18 protein-coding genes and 1 pseudogene are annotated in these 17602 nt (G+C 69.7%); 8 read left to right on the top strand and 11 right to left on the bottom strand.

The window, feature by feature from the left end:
* Nucleotides 1-39: 39 nt before the first annotated feature.
* From OG199_RS41900 to OG199_RS41910, 3 genes are all read right to left on the bottom strand, one after another.
* The gene (locus tag OG199_RS41900) at nucleotides 40-945 is read right to left on the bottom strand and encodes an SDR family NAD(P)-dependent oxidoreductase (protein ID WP_401803185.1); all 906 of its coding nucleotides are present in this window, start codon (nucleotides 943-945) and stop codon (nucleotides 40-42) included.
* 185 nt (nucleotides 946-1130) lie between these two features.
* A complete protein-coding gene (locus OG199_RS41905) occupies nucleotides 1131-1592 on the bottom strand; it encodes a zinc-binding dehydrogenase (protein WP_405834845.1) in 462 nt (153 codons plus the stop codon).
* 78 nt (nucleotides 1593-1670) lie between these two features.
* Nucleotides 1671-2435, bottom strand: a complete 765-nt coding sequence (locus tag OG199_RS41910; protein WP_405834169.1) for an SDR family NAD(P)-dependent oxidoreductase — start codon at nucleotides 2433-2435, stop codon at nucleotides 1671-1673.
* 290 nt (nucleotides 2436-2725) lie between these two features.
* On the opposite strand from OG199_RS41910, the gene OG199_RS41915 reads away from it, so the two are divergent.
* A complete protein-coding gene (locus OG199_RS41915; RefSeq protein ID WP_356805160.1) occupies nucleotides 2726-3259 on the top strand; it encodes a TetR/AcrR family transcriptional regulator in 534 nt (177 codons plus the stop codon).
* Between the two features lie 66 nt (nucleotides 3260-3325).
* Here the strand turns inward: OG199_RS41915 and OG199_RS41920 are convergent, their stop codons facing one another.
* The 4 genes from OG199_RS41920 to OG199_RS41935 form a co-directional block, all read right to left on the bottom strand.
* A complete protein-coding gene (locus OG199_RS41920) occupies nucleotides 3326-3487 on the bottom strand; it encodes a hypothetical protein (RefSeq protein ID WP_401803181.1) in 162 nt (53 codons plus the stop codon).
* A 280-nt stretch (nucleotides 3488-3767) separates the two neighbouring features.
* Complete coding sequence (locus tag OG199_RS41925) at nucleotides 3768-5966, bottom strand: acyltransferase family protein (RefSeq protein ID WP_405834172.1); 2199 nt, start codon at nucleotides 5964-5966, stop codon at nucleotides 3768-3770.
* A gap of 525 nt (nucleotides 5967-6491) precedes the next feature.
* Entirely contained in the window at nucleotides 6492-7085 is a 594-nt protein-coding gene (locus OG199_RS41930) for a TetR family transcriptional regulator (protein WP_356805155.1), read from the bottom strand.
* A gap of 100 nt (nucleotides 7086-7185) precedes the next feature.
* Nucleotides 7186-8220, bottom strand: a complete 1035-nt coding sequence (locus OG199_RS41935) for an Lrp/AsnC family transcriptional regulator (protein WP_405834174.1) — start codon at nucleotides 8218-8220, stop codon at nucleotides 7186-7188.
* Between the two features lie 108 nt (nucleotides 8221-8328).
* Here OG199_RS41935 and OG199_RS41940 point away from each other — a divergent pair, with 108 nt between their 5' ends.
* The 5 genes from OG199_RS41940 to OG199_RS41960 all read left to right on the top strand — a co-directional run bounded on the left by OG199_RS41940 (nucleotide 8329) and on the right by OG199_RS41960 (nucleotide 13050).
* Nucleotides 8329-9489, top strand: a complete 1161-nt coding sequence (locus tag OG199_RS41940; protein ID WP_405834176.1) for a lactate 2-monooxygenase — start codon at nucleotides 8329-8331, stop codon at nucleotides 9487-9489.
* Between the two features lie 196 nt (nucleotides 9490-9685).
* Nucleotides 9686-11296 (top strand): benzoylformate decarboxylase, encoded by a 1611-nt coding sequence (gene mdlC, locus OG199_RS41945; protein ID WP_405834178.1) that lies wholly within the window; start codon nucleotides 9686-9688, stop codon nucleotides 11294-11296.
* Nucleotides 11297-11334: 38 nt separating this feature from the next.
* A complete protein-coding gene (locus OG199_RS41950) occupies nucleotides 11335-12096 on the top strand; it encodes an SDR family oxidoreductase (protein WP_401803169.1) in 762 nt (253 codons plus the stop codon).
* Between the two features lie 150 nt (nucleotides 12097-12246).
* Nucleotides 12247-12648 carry a tautomerase family protein gene (locus tag OG199_RS41955; protein ID WP_356805147.1) on the top strand — a complete coding sequence of 134 codons (402 nt, stop codon included), beginning with the start codon at nucleotides 12247-12249 and terminating at the stop codon, nucleotides 12646-12648.
* A gap of 102 nt (nucleotides 12649-12750) precedes the next feature.
* The gene (locus OG199_RS41960; protein WP_405834183.1) at nucleotides 12751-13050 is read left to right on the top strand and encodes a hypothetical protein; all 300 of its coding nucleotides are present in this window, start codon (nucleotides 12751-12753) and stop codon (nucleotides 13048-13050) included.
* Between the two features lie 311 nt (nucleotides 13051-13361).
* Here the strand turns inward: OG199_RS41960 and OG199_RS41965 are convergent.
* Nucleotides 13362-14293 (bottom strand): IS5 family transposase gene (locus tag OG199_RS41965; RefSeq protein ID WP_393778048.1). Its coding sequence is split into 2 segments (ribosomal slippage): nucleotides 13362-13892 and nucleotides 13895-14293, totalling 930 coding nucleotides; the frame shifts between segments, so codons are not numbered across the junction.
* A gap of 129 nt (nucleotides 14294-14422) precedes the next feature.
* Here OG199_RS41965 and OG199_RS41970 point away from each other — a divergent pair.
* Nucleotides 14423-14863 carry a hypothetical protein gene (locus OG199_RS41970; protein WP_401803161.1) on the top strand — a complete coding sequence of 147 codons (441 nt, stop codon included), beginning with the start codon at nucleotides 14423-14425 and terminating at the stop codon, nucleotides 14861-14863.
* Between the two features lie 48 nt (nucleotides 14864-14911).
* Here OG199_RS41970 and OG199_RS41975 read toward each other — a convergent pair.
* Nucleotides 14912-15482, bottom strand: a pseudogene (locus tag OG199_RS41975) (IS5 family transposase); the annotation flags it as partial.
* 202 nt (nucleotides 15483-15684) lie between these two features.
* Nucleotides 15685-16293: a DUF4232 domain-containing protein gene (locus OG199_RS41980; protein ID WP_405834186.1), complete on the bottom strand. Its 609-nt coding sequence runs from the start codon at nucleotides 16291-16293 to the stop codon at nucleotides 15685-15687.
* A gap of 561 nt (nucleotides 16294-16854) precedes the next feature.
* On the opposite strand from OG199_RS41980, the gene OG199_RS41985 reads away from it, so the two are divergent.
* On the top strand, nucleotides 16855-17043 hold the full coding sequence (locus OG199_RS41985) for a hypothetical protein (protein WP_405834188.1): 189 nt from the start codon (nucleotides 16855-16857) through the stop codon (nucleotides 17041-17043).
* Nucleotides 17044-17084: 41 nt separating this feature from the next.
* Here OG199_RS41985 and OG199_RS41990 read toward each other — a convergent pair whose 3' ends face one another.
* Nucleotides 17085-17291, bottom strand: coding sequence for a hypothetical protein (locus OG199_RS41990; protein WP_405834190.1), 207 nt, complete (start codon nucleotides 17289-17291; stop codon nucleotides 17085-17087).
* Nucleotides 17292-17602: the final 311 nt, after the last annotated feature.

A 17602-nucleotide genomic window follows, 5' to 3' on the forward strand; every position in this document is an offset into this window, starting at 1 on the left:
GAAGCGCGCCCCCCGCGGCCGCCGTTCCGGCAGCGCGCATCAGAGCCGCAGCGCGTCCGAAGCGTACTGCCACAGACGATCAGCCGCCTTCGGGTCGAGGGCGTGGGGGGCCACGCCACCCGGAGTGGTGCTGTCGTTCGTCGCGAGGGCCGCTTCCTGGTTGTCCTCGAAGTAGCGGCCGGTCACGCCGTCGAGCAGGGGCGACGCCGCGAGCAGCACGGACGTCGCCGCTCCCTGAGCCGGAGTTTTGTAGTAGGGCAGCGGAGTGAGGTTGCCTTCGGGATCCATGACCCCGAACGCACGCATGGTGTCGTCGTCGAGGTGCCGCTGCAGATTGGTCAGAATGTAGCCGGGATTGAGCGCGTTGGCCGTGATGCCTTCTCCGGACCATCTGTCAGCGCCCACGGCGAAGAGAACCTCTGCCGATTTCGACTGACCGTAGGCGATCCAGGGGTCGTACGGACGCCGCTCGAAGTGCGGGTCGTCGAAGTCGAAGGGCGCGTTCAGGTGCGCTCCGGAGCTGACCATCACGACGCGAGCGGAGCCGCTTTCCGACAGGGCGCCGTGCAGGGCCGTGGTGAGAGCGAAGTGGCCGAGGAAGTTCGTGGCCAGCTGGAGTTCCCAACCCTGGGCGGTGACCTCCCTTTGAGGAACGGCCATGATGCCGGCGTTCGCCACGAGCACGTCGAGCGGCCCCCTCCAGGCCTGCGCGAAGGCCCTGACCGAGGCCAGGTCGGACAGATCCAGTGGCGCGATCCGCACGGAGCCGGTCCCGGCGGCACCCGCGTCTTCCCGGAGAAGGGGTTCCGCCACCTCCGGACGGCGGGTCGCGATCGTGACCTCCGCTCCGGCCGCGGCGAGAGCCCTGACGGTCTCGGTGCCGATGCCGGATGCGCCGCCGGTGACGATCGCGCGTCGACCGGTGAGATCGATCCCTTCGATCACTTCGGCGGCTGTGGATTGCGCGGAGAAAGGGGTGACCAGACGTTGTTCAGTGTTCACAGGGTGCCTTTTCGGAAAAGCGGGGGCTGGATATGCCCCGACCCTAGGACGACCCGACCCGTACCCACCATCATCAGCAGTCCGAGAGACTTTATCGAGCGTCCAGGGGAGACACGTGAATTCCCTTATCAGAAGGTGAGCACGAGCCTGCCGCGCACGCCGCCCGCTTCGAAACGGCGATGTGCGTCGGCAGCCCGCTCGGCCGGAAACGCCTGCGCGACTCGCAGGGTGATCCGGCCTTCCTCCGCGAGGACGCGCAGGGCGTCGAGCTTGTCGTCGGCATGGCGATAGTCGGGCACGAACACGTGTCGGACCGTCACATCCCCGTGTTCGTCAGGGGGAGGGGTACCGGGAGGGGGAGGGGTACCGGGTTCCCCCTCGCTGCGCACCAGCGCGATCTGACCGCCTGGCCGAACGGCGGGGAGCGCCTCGACGCCCATGACCGCGGCGTCCACGAGAGCATCCACGCCGCCGGAAACGACCTCGCGGACGCGCCCGGCGATACCGGCTCCCCGGGGGACGATCCGATCGGCGCCCAGCGAGCGAACCAGCTCCTCGTCGGCGGGAGCCGCGTCCGCGACGACGCGCAGCCCGTCCGCCTTGGCGCCGCCGCCGGATCGTGGTCGTGCGCCGGGAAGGGACCGGCGGCCGGATGTGCTGGCCGAGGCTCAGTAGCCGGCAGTCAGCGCGCCATCGATCGCGAGGGCCGCGCCATTGATGAACGGGCTCTCGTCGCTGAGCAGGAAGGCGGCGAACGCGGCGATCTCCGCTTCGTCGGCGGCCCGGCCGGCCGGCTGCCGGCCGAGCAGGCTGCCGGCGGCTTCCGGGTTGTCCGCGGCGAAGCCACGCCAGAGCGGGGTGTTCACCAAGCCCGTCACCAGGGCGTTGACCCGCACGTTCTCCTTCACGGCGTCGAGCGCCGCGGAACGTGTGAGGCCCACGACGCCGTGCTTGGCGGCCGAGTAGGCGACGGCCGTCGGATCGCCCGCCACACCGACCACGGAGGCGTTGTTGACGACCGAGCCGCCACCGCTTGCGATGATCGCCGGGATCTCGTGCTTGAGGCTGTAGAAGACGCTGGTCAGGTTGAGGGCGATGACGCGGTCCCAGAACGACGCCTCCGTGTTCCGGATCGTTCCCTGGATGTCGCCGCCGCCCGCGTTGTTGAAGGCGCCGTGCAGACCCCCGAACTCCTCGACCGCGACGTCGACCAGGTGGGCGATGTCCTCCTCGGCGGTGACGTCCGTCGGGACGAAGAGGGCTTTCCCGCCGTCCCGGGCGATCTCCGCCACGGTCGCCTCGCCGCGCTCCTTGTCACGTGCCCCGATGAGCACGGTCGCGCCCTCGGCCGCGGCCCGCCTCGCGAAGGCCGAACCCATGCCGGAAGTGCCTCCGGTGACGATGAGGACCTTGGATTCCAGTCGGTCGGACATGTCGCTCCGTTCCCTGCCCGGCACGGCCGAAGTCGTGGCCTGCCGGGAGTATGTGATGGCCTGGAAGGGCGGTCGGATCCACCTGGAGCGTCCTGTGATCCGTGCGTCCGGCTGACTCTCCGACCTGCCGAATCCGGACCTTACCAGTATCAGGAACGATCGGTCATTAAATAATCTGTGACGGTGGCGACAGCCTCGAAAAATCTGTACCGATCGTTCTGACCTGTGTATACTCGGCCGCTATGGCGCGCCTCAGGGAGTTCGACACAGAACATGCTGTGGAGGCGGCCATGAACGCCTTCCAACGCAACGGCTACGACGGCACATCGATCCAGGACCTCGTCGAGGCCACGGGCGTGGGCCGCGGCTCCCTGTACGCGGCCTTCGGCAGCAAGGAGGGCCTGTACCTGGCGGCGATGGACCGCTACCGGGACCGTTACGCCCTGCCGCTGGTCGAGATCCTTCGCCAGGGAGCCCCGGGCCGTGAGCTGCTGCATGACGTCCTGGTCGCGGCGATCGACGACATCGTGCGGGACGGCAGCCGACGAGCATGCCTGATCGTCGGCGCCGTCGTGGGCCGGACGGCCTACGACCCGCAGGTCACCGCGCATGTGCAGTCGACGACGGAGCTGCTTGAGGACGCGCTGTACCAGGTCGTGGCGGAAGCGCAGGCGGACGGTCAGCTGTCCGACAAGCGCGATGCGAGGGACCTGGCCCGGTACCTCATCATGACCATGCACGGGCTCAGAGTCATGGGTGCCATGAACCCCGACCGCGCGTCCCTCATGGCGATCGCCGAGGCCTCTTTGGACGCCCTCGACTGACGATCCGGAGCCACCACCTGGCCGTGCTGAATCGGCGGGAAGTCGAGGGAGAGGGTTTGTCGGCGCCTACTCCTCGCGCTCGAGTTCCGCCTGGGCACGCTGGGCATCGAGTTCGTTCTGGGCGGTCGTGTAAAGGTCATGAACGAATTCCTCGGCCTTCTTCTCTCCGGGCGAATCACCCGTGAGATTCTTGAGCCGATCGACCCACTTATCACTGGGTTCGGTCATCTCAGCCTCCGATCGCAGGCGCTGCGGCCTGCGAAGGATCGCCGTGCCGTGGGCGTCTCCCGCGGCCATGTGGGGCTTGGGCAGCAATACAAGCCGCCGCCCCGCAGGAGAAATGCTACGCCTCCGGGCTGATCCCGGCGCTGGGGCGCCGCTTCGACGGAGACGCACCCCATGGCGCTCGGCGACGAGGACGAGCTGGAGCTGCTCGAGTTCCAGCTCGGGCGCCACATCCCCCCACCTGGGCCGTCGTTGGCCGGACCCTGCTCACGGGCGCAGGCCGTCAGCGAGAGTCCGCAAGGCGGGAGCTCCGTCCGGGGTGCCGACTCAGATCGGCGCCGTAGAGCGCGGTCAACTCATGGCCGAGAACAGGTGCGATGGCCTCGGCGTAGGACTCGGTGAGGTGACTGTCGTCCCGGTAGACGAAGGTGTCGCCCACCACCACGGGGCAGCCACCGGTGCCGCAGAGCCAGGGGGCCGGGTCGACCACCGAGACTCCGGTGGCCGCCGCCGCGTCGCTGATCTCGCGCTTCTTGCCGGGGTCCTTGACCGCGTCCGCGATACCGGACGCGCACCGTTCCAGCTCCAGCGGATGGGTCCCCGCGCAGTCGACCGCGTCCTCCTTCGGCCAGGGGGTGTCGACGACGGCCAGCACCTCGGCGCCGCTCCTCACCAGTTCCCGGTAGGTCTGCTCGAAGCCGTCGGTCCACTGGCGGCGCGGGTCGCCGGACGGTCGGGCCAGGTCGGCCGAGTCCGAGGAGGACGTGATAACCAGAGCGGGGTGCAGAGACCTGATCCTGGCCAGTTGCCGGGTGCGCCACTGATCGCAGGACACGTACGGCTCGCCCTGGTAGACGGTGGTGACGGCGGAGACCTTGCACGACGACTTGGTCATCGAAACCAGTTTCCAGTGGCGCTCCCTGGCCAGCCGGTCGAGCGCCGGGAACCACTGGGCCGCGTGCGAGTCCCCGAAGAGCACCACCACCTTCGACGCGGACCGGTCGCCGTAGACACACGGAGGTGTCGCCGTGCTCACGTAGCCGATGTGGCAGCCGTCCCGATAGATCTGGGAGAACGTCCCCTTGATCCTGGTGAGTCCGGGCGTCAGATTGCTCGGCAGACTGTGATGCGGTCCGTCCAGCAGCTCGGTCAGCCTCGCCTGCGGATCGGCCGCCCCGGTGAGCGCGCTCCTCAGCCCCGGCGCCGCCACGTCCGAGGCTATGGGCGGCGGGAAACCCGTCGCGACCAGCGCCGCCGTGGCGGCGCCCGCCGTCAGTGCCGCCCCCAGCCCCAGTGCCCGTACCGGACGGCCGCGGAACACCCGGTGGAACCGCACCGGATTCTCCACCAGGTGCAGCGTGACCCAGGCGAGCAGCAGGGCGATCGCCGCGGACACCAGCCCGAACGGTGCGGTCGCCGGTCTGTCCAACGCCATCGGCAGGATCATCAGCACCGGCCAGTGCCAGAGATACCAGCTGTACGAGAGACCGCCGACCCACACGGCCGGCCGGAGCGACAGCAACCTGCCGGCGCCGTACCGCGCCGGTGAACATCCGCCCGCCAGCACCAGGGCGACGCCGAGCACCGGCACGAGAGCGTAGTACCCGGGAAACGGCGTGTTGTCGTCGAACCGCACCGCCGCGACCAGCAGCGAGACCAGCCCGATCCAGGTCATCGGCCCGGTTGCCCACGTGGGCAACCGCTCCAGCCTGCCGACGGAGAGGGCGAGCAGCGCACCGACGCCGAGTTCCCAGAAGCGGGTGTGCGAGCCGAAGTACGCCCAGGAGGCCGAGGTGCCAGTCACCTGCACGTTCAGCGCGAAGGAGATCCCGCACAGGATCGCGAACGGCACCGCCACCAGCCCGGTCCTGCGCCGCGCGAGTGTCCAGCCGCCCCACAGCAGCAGGGGCCAGACCAGGTAGAACTGCTCCTCGACCGCCAGTGACCAGAAGTGCTGGTAGGGCGACGGCGGGCTGTCCGCGTTGAGGTAGTCGGTGCCGGCGTTCGCCAGCCGGAAGTTCACCACGTAGAGGGTGCTGCTGAGCGCGTCCCCCACGTACTCCTCGAAGCGGATCTTCGACAGGTAGAGCCAGGCGCCGCAGAGCGTGGCGAGCCCGACGACGGTCGATGCGGGCAGCAGCCGCAGCGCCCGGCGGGCGTAGAACTTCCGCACCGAGATGCGGCCGTCCCGCGCCAGCTCGCGCAGGAGCAACGAGGTGATGAGAAAGCCCGATATCACGAAGAAGACATCGACCCCGATGTAGCCGCCCGAGACATGGCGGACGCCGGCGTGCGCGAGCACCACCAGCGAGACCGCCAGCGCGCGCAGACCCTGGATGTCGAGGCGAAGCGGTGCTCCGGCCGCTGACCGGGCCGGCCTTCCGCTCCCCGATCCACCCGCCGTTTCGCCGCCGCCCGGGTAGTGGGGTGGCGATGTCGGCGCCTGCGTCGCACCCTCTGCGGGCCAGGCAGCACGAACCACGGGAATCTCCTCCGGATGATGGCGGATGAGCGCCGAACCGCACGGCGCCGCTGATCAGACCGACCATCAACGGCAAGGGTTGCGGTAAATCGGCCCGGCTCACCAGGCCCATCACCTTTCTTCGTCGAAGCCCTACCCGCCGTTCCCGAACCGTTCATCGGATCGAATCCACGGAGCTTGGCCGCGACGCCTTGCAGGGCATCGCGGGGGAGTGCGACCGGAGGATTCCCGCAGTCGCGTGAGCAGAAGGCACGCCTCAACCGGCCCTGTCCGCCCGGCCACAGCGGTCGGCGGCAACCGGGGGCATACGAGCAGCCCGTCGTCGCCCCGAGTGACGGCCGGCTGTCGGTACGGGCGGATGGTTGACCCGCCCACCTGGGCCGACGTCGAGCACGGTGTCGCCTGTCCTGACGGGACCGTCCCGGAGGGCCAGGACACCTCAGTGCTGAGATGCGGGCGCCTGTGGCCGCCTCACTCCCTCAGGTCGGCTGCCCCATGTCCCCATGTCCCCATGTCCCCATGCCCTCATGGTTGTACGTCGGCGGTCTTCGGTTCGCTGATTCGGCGGGCGGCCTCGACGACCGCCGAGCGGTGCAGGGCGAGACGTTCGCGCGACCAGGACTGGTCGATCCCTCCGGGGTCGACATCCTCGGCGGCCGAGAACCACGCCTGGGCCACGGCCAGGACCATGGTCAGGAGATCGTCCGGCCGCATCTCCGGGGCGAGGCCGCCGCGCTCCTGGGCGACGGCCACTTCGGCGGCCTTGTGCCGGAAGGCGTCCGGTTCGAGTCCGGTGGTGGAGGGGCGCTCCAGCAGCTTCCACAGTCGCAGGCGCATGAGGTCCGGCCGGGCGACGAGGTGGTCGAAGATCGCTCCGGCGTAACCGGGCAGATCCTCGACGTCGAAGGGCACGGACTCGGCTCCCGCCGTCATCGCCTGTCGCAGCACCTCGTCGAACAACTGCTCCTTGTTACCGAAGTAGACGTAGATCAGCCGCTTGTTGGCTCCGGCGGCCTCGGCGATCCGGTCCACTCGGGCACCGGCGATGCCGTGGGTGGCGAATTCGCTGAAGGCGGCGTCGAGCAGCCGGGCCTTGGTGGCGCTGGAATCCCGTGGCATACGGCTCACCCTAGCAAGTAACTATCTGGTTATTGACATGGGTCGGTCACCGGGCGCCGAGACCTGGCAACCGGCTGACCCGGCAGTGGAGTTGTGCGCGTCACCTGGCCGGTTCCGCCCAGAGGTCGGGCGGGATGACACCGACGGAGCGGCCATGGGGATCCAGCAGGTGCCCGAGCAGCTTGTCCTGTCGCAGGGTGATGACGCGGTCGACGATGTCGAGGCTCGGGTGGGCTGTCGCGAGCTGGGTCTCCAGGCGCAGTACGTCGCTGACGGAGTGCAGGCTGGCCTGGAGCACGAGGTTGTGCGGTCCGCTGACGGCGGCGCAGTTGCGGGTTTCGGGCAGTTGGATGAGGGCGTGACCGATGTCGGGGAGGGCCGCCGGTGGGACTCTGGCCCAGAAGGTGACCGAGACGGGCCAGCCGCCGAGGGGGCGGGCGAAGTCGCACCGGAGCCGTAAGAGGCCGCGTCGGGTGAGCTGCTCCAGGCGCCGTTTGGCGGTGGAGAGGCTGACGCCGAGGTCGTGGGCCAGGGTCTGGTAGGGGGCGCGGCCGTCGTGGGCGAGCCGGATGACGAGGGCCCGGTCGAGAGAGGTGATCTCGCCAGGGGTGACGGGGGTTCGGGCCGGGGTCCGGTCGGCCAGCCGGGCGCGCTGGCCGGGGGCCAGGGCGGCGATGCGCCATCGCCCGCCCTCGGTGAACATGTGGGTGACGACCCGGGCCTGCACCGCGGTGACACCGGGACAGCGCGGGAGCAGGTCGAGGGTGTAGGACGAGAGCGCCGGCAGGTCTCGGGTGGCGACGACGGAGAGGATGTCGTGGCCGGCGGCCGCCCGCTCGATCGTGATCATGTGAGGGTGGGCGCTCAGTGACTGGGCGACCTGGGCGGCGGCTCCCGGGACGCAGTCGATCACGATGAAGGCCACGCAGATCTGCTCGAAGAGGCGCGGACCCGGGGAGAAGGCCACCCAGGCGGCCCCCTGATCGGAGAGACGGCCGAAGCGGCGGGCGACGGTGACCGGGTCGACCTCCAGCACGCGTCCGAGCTCGGCCCACGAGGCCCGCGGCCGCAGTTGCAGGCCGTTGATCAGCGCCAGTTCGTCTTCTGTCAGCAGTGGCGGAGCGGCATCCTGCATTTCCACGCCTCGTGAGACAGAATCCTGCGTTTGGCCGCTTGTGTCCACCATTGTCCCATTGTGGACTTCGCGAGCCCGTGGCGGGCGGGCGTGGAGAAGGGTTGGAGCATGGCTTTCGCCGACTACCAGGACGAGATCTATCTCGACGGGTTGCGCGGGGTGACGCCGCGCTTCCCGATGACGCATGCCGACCTGGAGCCACTGGCTCAGGCCGCGATGTCCCCGTCGCTCCGCTCGTACGTCGCCGGTGGCGCCGGCGACGAACGCACCCAGCGGGCCAACGTCGGCGCGTTCGAACGCTGGGGTCTCGTCCCGCGCATGATGGTGGGGGCCACGGACCGGGACCTGTCCGTCGACCTGTTCGGGATGCGCCTGCCCGCGCCGCTGTTCATGGCCCCGGTCGGTGTGATCGGGCTGTGCGCGCAGGACGGCCACGGCGATCTCGCCACGGCCCGCGCCGCCGGCCGCACCGGCGTGCCGATGATCGCCTCCACGCTGACCGTCGATCCGCTGGAGCAGGTCGCCGATGAGTGGGGCGACACCCCGGGCTTCTTCCAGCTCTACACCCCCACCGACCGGGAGTTGGCCGAGAGCATGGTCCACCGAGCCGAGAAGGCCGGTTTCAAGGGCATCGTGGTCACCCTGGACACCTGGATCACCGGCTGGCGCCCACGCGACCTCGGGATCAGCAACTTCCCGCAGCTGCGCGGTCACTGCCTGGCCAACTACACCAGCGACCCCGTCTTCCGTGCCCGCCTCGCCCGCAGCCCGGAGGACGACCCGGCAGCCGCGGTCTCCGAGTGGGTGAAGATCTTCGGCAACCCGCTCACCTGGGACGACCTGCCCTGGCTGCGCTCGATCACCGACCTGCCGCTGATCCTCAAGGGCATCTGCCACCCCGACGACGTCCGCCGCGCCAAGGACGGCGGCGTGGACGGCATCTACTGCTCCAACCACGGCGGACGCCAGGCCAACGGCGGGCTGCCCGCCCTCGACGTCCTGCCGGCCGTGGTCGGGGCGGCCGACGGTACGCCCGTCCTGTTCGACTCCGGTGTCCGCACGGGAGCCGACATCGTCAAGGCCGTCGCCCTGGGTGCCACCGCCGTCGGCGTCGGACGCCCCTACGCGTACGGGCTCGCCCACGGAGGCGAGGCCGGCGTCGTCCACGTCCTGCGGGCCCTGCTCGCCGAAGCCGACTTGATCATGGCCGTCGACGGCTACCCCGCCCTCGCCGACCTCACCCCCGACTCCCTCCGTCGCCTCACCTGACACCTGCGATCCGAGCCCGGGGCGGATCCCCACGCCGGCAGGACCCGATGGGCGCAACCGGTCCCGGGCCGCTTCTGGTTCTCACCGCGCCGGGGAAGCGATTCGAGCCCCCGCCGAGCAGCGGAGAAGGACTCACCCCGTGGCGGAGGCCCGCCGACCCGAAGCCCGACCCCCAGCAAGAAAGTCGACAGCGACCATGACTGAGCATTCCACCGTTCACAGCGTGACCTACGACCTGCTGCGCACCCTCGAACTCACCACCGTCTTCGGTAATCCCGGCTCCACCGAGCAGCCGTTCCTGCAGGAGTTCCCCGAGGATTTCAGCTACGTCCTGGCACTCCAGGAGGCGTCCGTCGTCGCGATGGCCGACGCCTTCGCGCAGGTGACCGGCCGTCCCGCGCTGGCCAACCTGCACTCATCGGCCGGGGTGGGAAACGCGATGGGCAGCGTGGTGGCGGCGTACCACGGAGGCACGCCCCTGATCATCACGTCGGGACAGCAGCACCGGGAACTGGTGATCGGGGATCCGTATCTCGGTAACCGTGAGGCCATCACGATGCCGAAACCGTGGGTGAAATGGTCGTACGAGCCCGCGCGCGCCGAAGACGTCCCCGAGGCCTTCATGCGGGCCTACGCGGAGGCGCTGCAGCCGCCCACGGGACCGGTGTACCTGTCGATTCCCATGGACGACTGGAGGAAGCCGCTTTCCGGCTTCACCCGGAGGCGGACGGTGAGCAACCGCGTCGCCCCCGACACCGAGCGGCTGCGCGCGTTCGCCGACCGCATCTCCGCCAGCCGCCGCCCCGCACTGGTCTTCGGGCCGGAGGTCGACCGCAGCGGCGGCTGGGACGCGGCCGTCTCCCTCGCGGAGAAGCTGCGCGCCTCCGTCTACGGCGCCCCGCTCATGGACCGTGCGTCGTTCCCCGAGGACCATCCCCAGTTCGGCGGTCCGCTCGGGATGTCGGTGAAGACCATCAGCGACCGGCTGACCGGGCACGACCTGGTGGTCGTGATCGGCGCGGAGGTGTTCCGGTACTACCCCTACGTGCCCGGCGACTACCTCCCCCCGGACACGGAGCTCCTGCAGATCACGGCCGATCCGGCGGTCGCCGCGGCGGCACGTGTGGGCGACAGCCTCCTGGGCGACCCCGCGATCGCGATCGAGCTGCTCCTGGACATGGTCACGGAAGGCTCGGCGCGGACCGCTCCGGAACCGATGCCACGTCCCCGGGAGCTGCCCCGGACGCCGAACAGCCCGCTCACCCCGCCCGAGGTCTACGCCGCGCTGAGCAGAGTCCGGCCGTCCGAGGCGGTCATCGTCAACGAGTCGACCTCCACGCTGGCCCAGCAGGTCGAGTGGCTCCCCACCACCCGTACCGGATCGTTCTTCGCCACGGCCAGTGGGGGCATCGGGTGGGGCACCCCGGCCGCCGTCGGTGTCGCGCTCGCCGACCGGGACAGGGGCGTGGAGCGGCCGGTGGTCGGCCTGATCGGCGACGGCTCCTTCCAGTACTCCGTGCAGGCCATCTACACGGCGGCCCAGCACGACCTCCCGATCGTCTACGTGGTCATGCGCAACCACGAGTACTCGATCCTCAAGTCGTTCGCCGTGCTGGAGGAGACCCCGGGCGTGCCCGGACTCGACCTGCCGGGGATCGACATCGCGTCCCTGGCCCGCGGCTTCGGGTGCCGCGCGGTCGAGGCGGAGACCACCGACGACCTGGAACGGGAGTTCACGGCGGCCCTGAGCGCCGGCACCACCACGGTCATCGTCGTACCCACCCAGCCCCAGAAGGCGATGCTGTAGGCCGTCCGGCCCGCACGATCGGACGAAGGAAGGCAACCATGGACTGTGGACTGAAGGACCGGGTGTACATCGTCACCGGTGGCACTCGCGGGCTGGGCAGGGCGACCGCGCGCGAACTGGCGGCGGACGGAGCGAGGGTGGTCATCAGCGGCCGCGACGAGAAGTCGGTCGCCGCCGCCGAGGCCGAACTCGGCGGTGCGGGGCGGGCGGTCGGGGTCGTGGCCGACAACGCCGACACAGGGACCCCGAGCCGGCTGATCACCGCGGCCCGCGATGCCTTCGACCGGCTGGACGGGGTGCTCATCAGCGTCGGCGGACCGCCCGCCGGCACCTCGGACACCATCGACGACGACCAGTGGCGCACCGCCTTCGAGTCGGTCTTCCTGGGCGCGGTGCGGCTGTCCCGCGCGGTCGCGGAGGAACTGGACGAGGGAGGTGTGATCGGCTTCGTCCTCTCCAGCTCCGTGTACGAGCCGATCCCAGGCCTCGCGATCTCCAATGCCCTCCGGCCGGGCCTGGCCGGCTACGCGAAGAACCTCGCGAACGAGCTGGGTCCGAGGGGCATCCGCGTCGTCGGCCTCGTACCCGCCCACATCGAAACAGACCGGGTACGCGAACTCGATGCGCGCTTCGGCGACTCCGATGCCGCCCGCGAGCGTGCCACCGCGGGCGTCCCCCTGCGCCGCTACGGAACCCCGGACGAGTTCGGCCGCACCGCGGCCTTCCTGATGTCACCCGCCGCGTCATATCTGACGGGGGTGATGCTGTCGGTCGACGGAGGCGTGCGCAAGAGCTTCTGACCGAGACCACGGCGAACGAACCGACCGAGCGCGTGAACCCCGAGGAGACGGTGACCGAGAACCGTTGCCCGGGCCACCGTCAACCACTGTCCGCCCATGACTCGTCCGACCGTCATCAGCCGCGACGGGCCGGGCGGTCGAGGAGGCGTCATGCCCGTCTACACCTGCACCACTGCCCGGGGATCGCTCACCAGCGAGTCGAAGGCTCTGCTGGCGGCCGAGATCACCCGGATCCATGTGGATATCAACCACGTGCCTCCGGCCTACGTCCACGTGGTCTTCTCCGAACTGCCCCCGGACAGTGTCTTCGCGGGCGGCCGTCCTGCGACGCCCTTGATCCTCACCGGCTGGGTACGGCGGGGACATCCCCAGGAGGAGGCGACGCGACTGGCCGTGGCGCTGTCCTCAGCGGTCGCCCGGGTCTCCGGCCTGGACGAGAGCCGGATCATGGTGGTGCTCCAGGACGGCCCTGCCCGCTCCGCCGTCGAGGGTGGTCACGTACTGCCCGAACCGGGCCAGGAAGAGGAGTGGCTGCGCCGGACCGGTGCCTGAACGGCCGGTGGGGTTCCCGCAGTTCCCACGCCGACGCCTCTGGGCAACGGACTTCCGGAGCCCGGCGCCTACGGTTCATGGAGGGCCGACGCGGACGTCTCGGTGACATGCACGGCGAGCGCGACCCGGTTCCGGGGGGACTACAAGGTCGGCCCGAGAATCAGCGGCACGCGCGAAGTCACCGCCGAGGGGTACTGGGAGCGGCAGGACGGCCGGACGTGGAAGCCGTTCAAGGGCGGCACGGTGAAGGTCGCCTACCAGCCCGCCGAGCCGGGCTCCGCGGCCTCCTTCGAGGGCACGACCACTACCAGGGCTGACGGACACTTCGCCCTGACGTTCACGGCGACGGCCGACGGAGAAGAGCAGCGTGGCCCATGCGATCCCGGACGCGGACGCGAGTGATGTCGACGCCCCGGAAGACGGCAGCTTCGGCGAGGACATCAACGTCTCGAAGGCGGACCCCACCCCCACCCCCACCCCCACTCCGCCCCTCACGCCCATCTCCACCCACCAGGCCACGTCCACGACGCGCACCCGGGTGCGCCCCGGCCCCGCCCCCTTCGCCCAACAACCCACAGTCGCTGGCCGCGACCGGCACCGACGACTCGACCCTGCTCGTCGGCATCGCCGCCCCCGCGGTCGCCGCCGTCGGCACCGCCCTCCTCATGGCCGGGCGCCGCAGGACCCGCGGGTACTAGGCGCTGTTTCTCGGATCATGTGCGGAGCCAGATGATGAGTGCTGCGACGGTGACGGTGCCGAGGTAGGTGTAGGCCCGTTTCTCGTAGCGTGTGGCGACCGCGCGGAAGCCCTTGAGACGGTTGATGGCTCGCTCAACGGTGTTGCGTTTCTTGTAGCGTTCGCGGTCGAATCCGGTGGGCCGACCGCCTTGGGAACCGCGGTTGCGTCGGTGTCTGCGCTGGTCGAGTCGTTCGGGGATGGTGTGCGAGATGCCGCGTCGTCGCAGGTAGCGGCGGTTCTCGCGGGATGTGTAGGCCTTGTCGGCCAGGACATGGTCGGGCCGGCTGCGAGGCCGGCCGACCCCGCTGCGGGGTACCGACACCTGCTCCAGGACGGGCTGCAGTTGGGGGCCGTCACCGAAGTGTCCAGGTGTCAGGAGAACGGTGAGCGGTCGGCATCGCCCGTCCGCTGCGAGGTGGATCTTGGTGGTGAAGCCGCCCCGGGAACGTCCCAGGCACTCGCCGACCTGACCACCTCCTCCAGCCGGACGGCCAGTTTCCGAAGCACCGGATCGCCCTGATTCGTCCGCGGAAGGGCCCCCTTTTGAGCAGCCGCGGTGGGCGGTGCCTTCCGCGCGCCGGCGGCGTGCTGGTGAGCTCGCACCGCCGTGGAGTCGACGGACACGTCCCAGTCGATGTGGCCCGCGGCGTCCTCGGCGGCCTGCACCTTCGACAGCAGCATGTGCCAGGTCCCGTCCGCCGACCAGCGGCGATGACGTTTGTAGACCGTCTCCCACGGTCCGAACCGCTCGGGCAGATCCCGCCACTGCACCCCCGTGCGGACCCGGTACAGCACCCCGTTGATCACCCGCCGGTGATCACTCCACCGGCCCCCACGCGCACCACCGCGAGGTAAGAACGACTCCAGCCGGTCCCACTCCGCATTCGTCAGGTCTCCGCGTCCCATGGAGCCAGCCTGCCCCCAACACCCCGTTCACGGAGGGAGATCCGAGAAACAGCGCCTAAGGCCTGTCCGGCGGATCGTGACGCCAAAGGGATGTCATCGAGGTGTGGGGCGCCTCGGTAAGGTCGGGGCGTGCACCGCGATGAGAGCGCTTCCGTCGATTCGACGCCCGTCCTCGACTGGCAGGACGGGTCCACGTTGCGGTGGATCGATCGGCCTGAGGAGGTCGATGCCGCGTTCGTTCGGGGTGAGCCGCTCGTGGGGGTGGCGATCATCGCTCTCGCCCTCAATCACGCGGACGCGGACGTGATTCTGCCGCGGGTCACGAAGGCGATGGGGTCCAAGGATGTGGAGATCCGCCGCCAAGGTGTGATCGCTCTGGCCCACGTCGCTCGTCTGCATCGGACTGTTGACCAGCCGTCTCTCGCGCTACTCCGCGCTTGCCCGCGCGGCAACGAAGCCGATGACGACCTGTGGTCGTTCGTCGCCCACCGTCGGCTGCCGTGGTGGCTTTGGCGGCACCACTTCACTCAGCGATTGACCTGGTTGTTCTGCGGCCGATGGCGGTTTTGACGGCAGACCGTGCCCAAATCGGCGTACCACCGTTGACCGGCCGGCAAATCATGGGCGGAGCCACATGCGGATCGCCGCTGCGGTGCCGGTGCCGTGGAAGACGTAGGCCCTCTTGTCATAACGGGTCGCGACGGCACGGGAGTTCTTGAGGCGATTGATGGTCCGTTCGACCTCGTTGCGGCTCCGGTAGCGGTCGGGGCCGAAGCCGGTGGGTCTGCCGCCTGCGCTGCCTCTGCGTCGGCGATTGGCCCGTTGGTCCTTCGGTTCGGGGATGGTGTGCTTGATGTTGCGCCTTCGCAGGTAACGGCGGGTGCGGCGAGAGCTGTATGCCTTGTCGCCGCTGACGTGTTCGGGCCGGGTCCGGGGTCGTCCGCCCAGCGGTCGGGGAACCCGGATCCGGTCGAGGACCTCGATCGTCTGTGGGGCGTCGCCGCACTGGCCCGGCCTGAGCAGGAGGGCTGTGGGACGGCGGCCGCCCTCCCCGGCGAGATGGGTTTTGCAGGTCAGGCCGCCCCGGGACCGTCCGAGTCCCTCGTCGGGGCGGTGGTGCCGGGGCGTCGTTCTTTTTCGGGACCCGCGGCTTGGCCTTGCGGGCGCCAGCCACGTGCATATGCCCGCGCGACAGGCGAAGCCGGAAGTGCTGTCCGTGACGGTGCCCCGAACGGCCCGCGGGCCCGGACCGATCGGTCCGGGCCCGCGGGCGTGTCCGCAGGGACCGATGTCCCGCTGCGCGACGCCCTGCTCAGCCGGTGTCGAGGGCGGTTCTGCGGCTCGCGGGAACCGTGTCCGAAACCCTTGGGCGTCGCAGGGAGGGAAGGCGGTTACTCGTTCACCGTGATGTGCCTGGCCAGTGCGGTGACCTTGAGCTCACCGTTGTCGACCCACTCGGGAAAGGCCAGTGTCTTGTGCTGGGTGGCGGCGGGCGGGGTGACCTGGAGATACGAGGCGTGCACCGCGCCGGAGGTGCCGGTGTTGGCGTGACTCCAGGAGATGACCGCTTCGGCGCTCTCGCCGTCCTTGAGGGCAAGGGTCTTCTTGCCGGGGCTGGCGGCGTACCAGGTGTCACCCCAGTACGTGTGGGAGGCGAGCGTCTTGTGCGCCGAGTTCTCCAGGCCCAGCCCGGGGAAGCCGCGCAGTGCGCACGTCCTGCCGCTGAGGTTGCGGAGATTTATGACCACGCCCTGGTGGTTCATGCCGCCGGCCAGCTTCTGGCCGAAGGTCGCCTTCAGCGCGGAGGCGGAGCAAGTGGGCGTGGCCTTCGAGCCGGCCGCACCGCTGCCGGTTGCGGCCTGCGCGGCGGCCGTACCTGCCAGACCCAGCCCGGCGACGGCAGCGCCCGCGAGCACCACACGGCTGAATCGGCGGCTGCCGCGAGCACCGGCCACTGGACGAGTGGCGGTCTGGTCGGTGTTCCAGTAAGCGTTCTTCACGACGATCACACTCCATTCGGGTCCCGGCAGCACGGCCGCTGTCGGCGGCCGCGAGCCATCTTCTTGCCCTCTACACATGTTCGATGCGCCGCGCGGCGACAAAGTTCACGGCAGACGCGAAAAACTTCGATCGCGCACGGTGGGCAGTGAGCGCGGTGTCCCGGCGCTGTCCGGCAGTCCTTGCGCCGCGGTGCTTCATTGACGGGACGCGGCTCGTCCAACTGGCCCGGACAACGGCATCCGACACCGACCACCTGTCGCTACCTGCACGAGGACCTGACCGCGGGCGCCGACATGGTCCAGACCTGTCCATGGCCCTGGGGGCGCGGGACGGCCGCCGGGTACACCCACCTCAACCTGGACGGCATCGTCATCCGTACCGGCCGCGTCGCCGCCCCCGGCCCCAACAGGACAGACCTCCGGTGGTCGGGAGAACACCGGCATACGGTGGCAACGTCGGGGTCATCTTCCGCCCCGGACGGCCGGCCGATCTGGGTCTCCACGGTCCGCCCTGGCCGCGAGCACGACATCGCCCGCGCCCGCGCCCGCACCCACGGCCTCGTGGACGCGCTGTACCGACTCGCCGCCACCTTGGGCATCTCGACCCTGGCCGACCTCGACTTTGCAACGTCGGCTCCGGCTTCCGACGCCCGCCAAGAGACCGCCGGGACGCGAACTCGACGTGAAGCAGATGGGGTTCACAAGGTGATCCGCGCCATGCACAGCGTCGCCGAACAAGCCAAAACATGACCGAAGATCACGAACCGTCAGGAGACGTTACCCTCGAAGGTTCAATCGCTCGACGGCGAACAGTTCGGGCAGCGGTAGGCGTCGATCTGCCATTGCGGCAAGCCCCGTGTCTTGGCTATGCCCATGGTGCCCCGCTCGAGGAGGCTACCGAACCATCGCGCGTACCCGCGGGCGCCGCTGCCACTGTCACTGACAAAGCCCTGCTCAAGCCCGACTTGACCGCATTGGGTGCACCGCATGTTGTTCATCGGGGGAGTGTAAGTGGGACCGGGGGTTGATGCTGGTGACTTTCGTGCCTTCAACTGGCGCGGGTACCCCCAGGTCACCGCGGTCCCTCAGCTGCGGAGAGGGGCGTTGTAGGTCGGCTGAACATGCGAGCACATCAATCGCTGGAGTGGCGGCCCGCAACGCCTGGGGGCGAGAAGCTCCCCGGCCGGCAACAGCCGCCAGGGAGTCGCCTTCCCTTCAGTGAACTATCCCGAAAGAGTCCCTGCGGCACCACAACTTCACCGAGTACATCGCCGGCGACGGCGGCTCCCATGTGTATGACAACGCGAAC

It is taken from the genome of Streptomyces sp. NBC_01176, assembly GCF_045039825.1.
Lineage (GTDB): Bacteria > Actinomycetota > Actinomycetes > Streptomycetales > Streptomycetaceae > Streptomyces.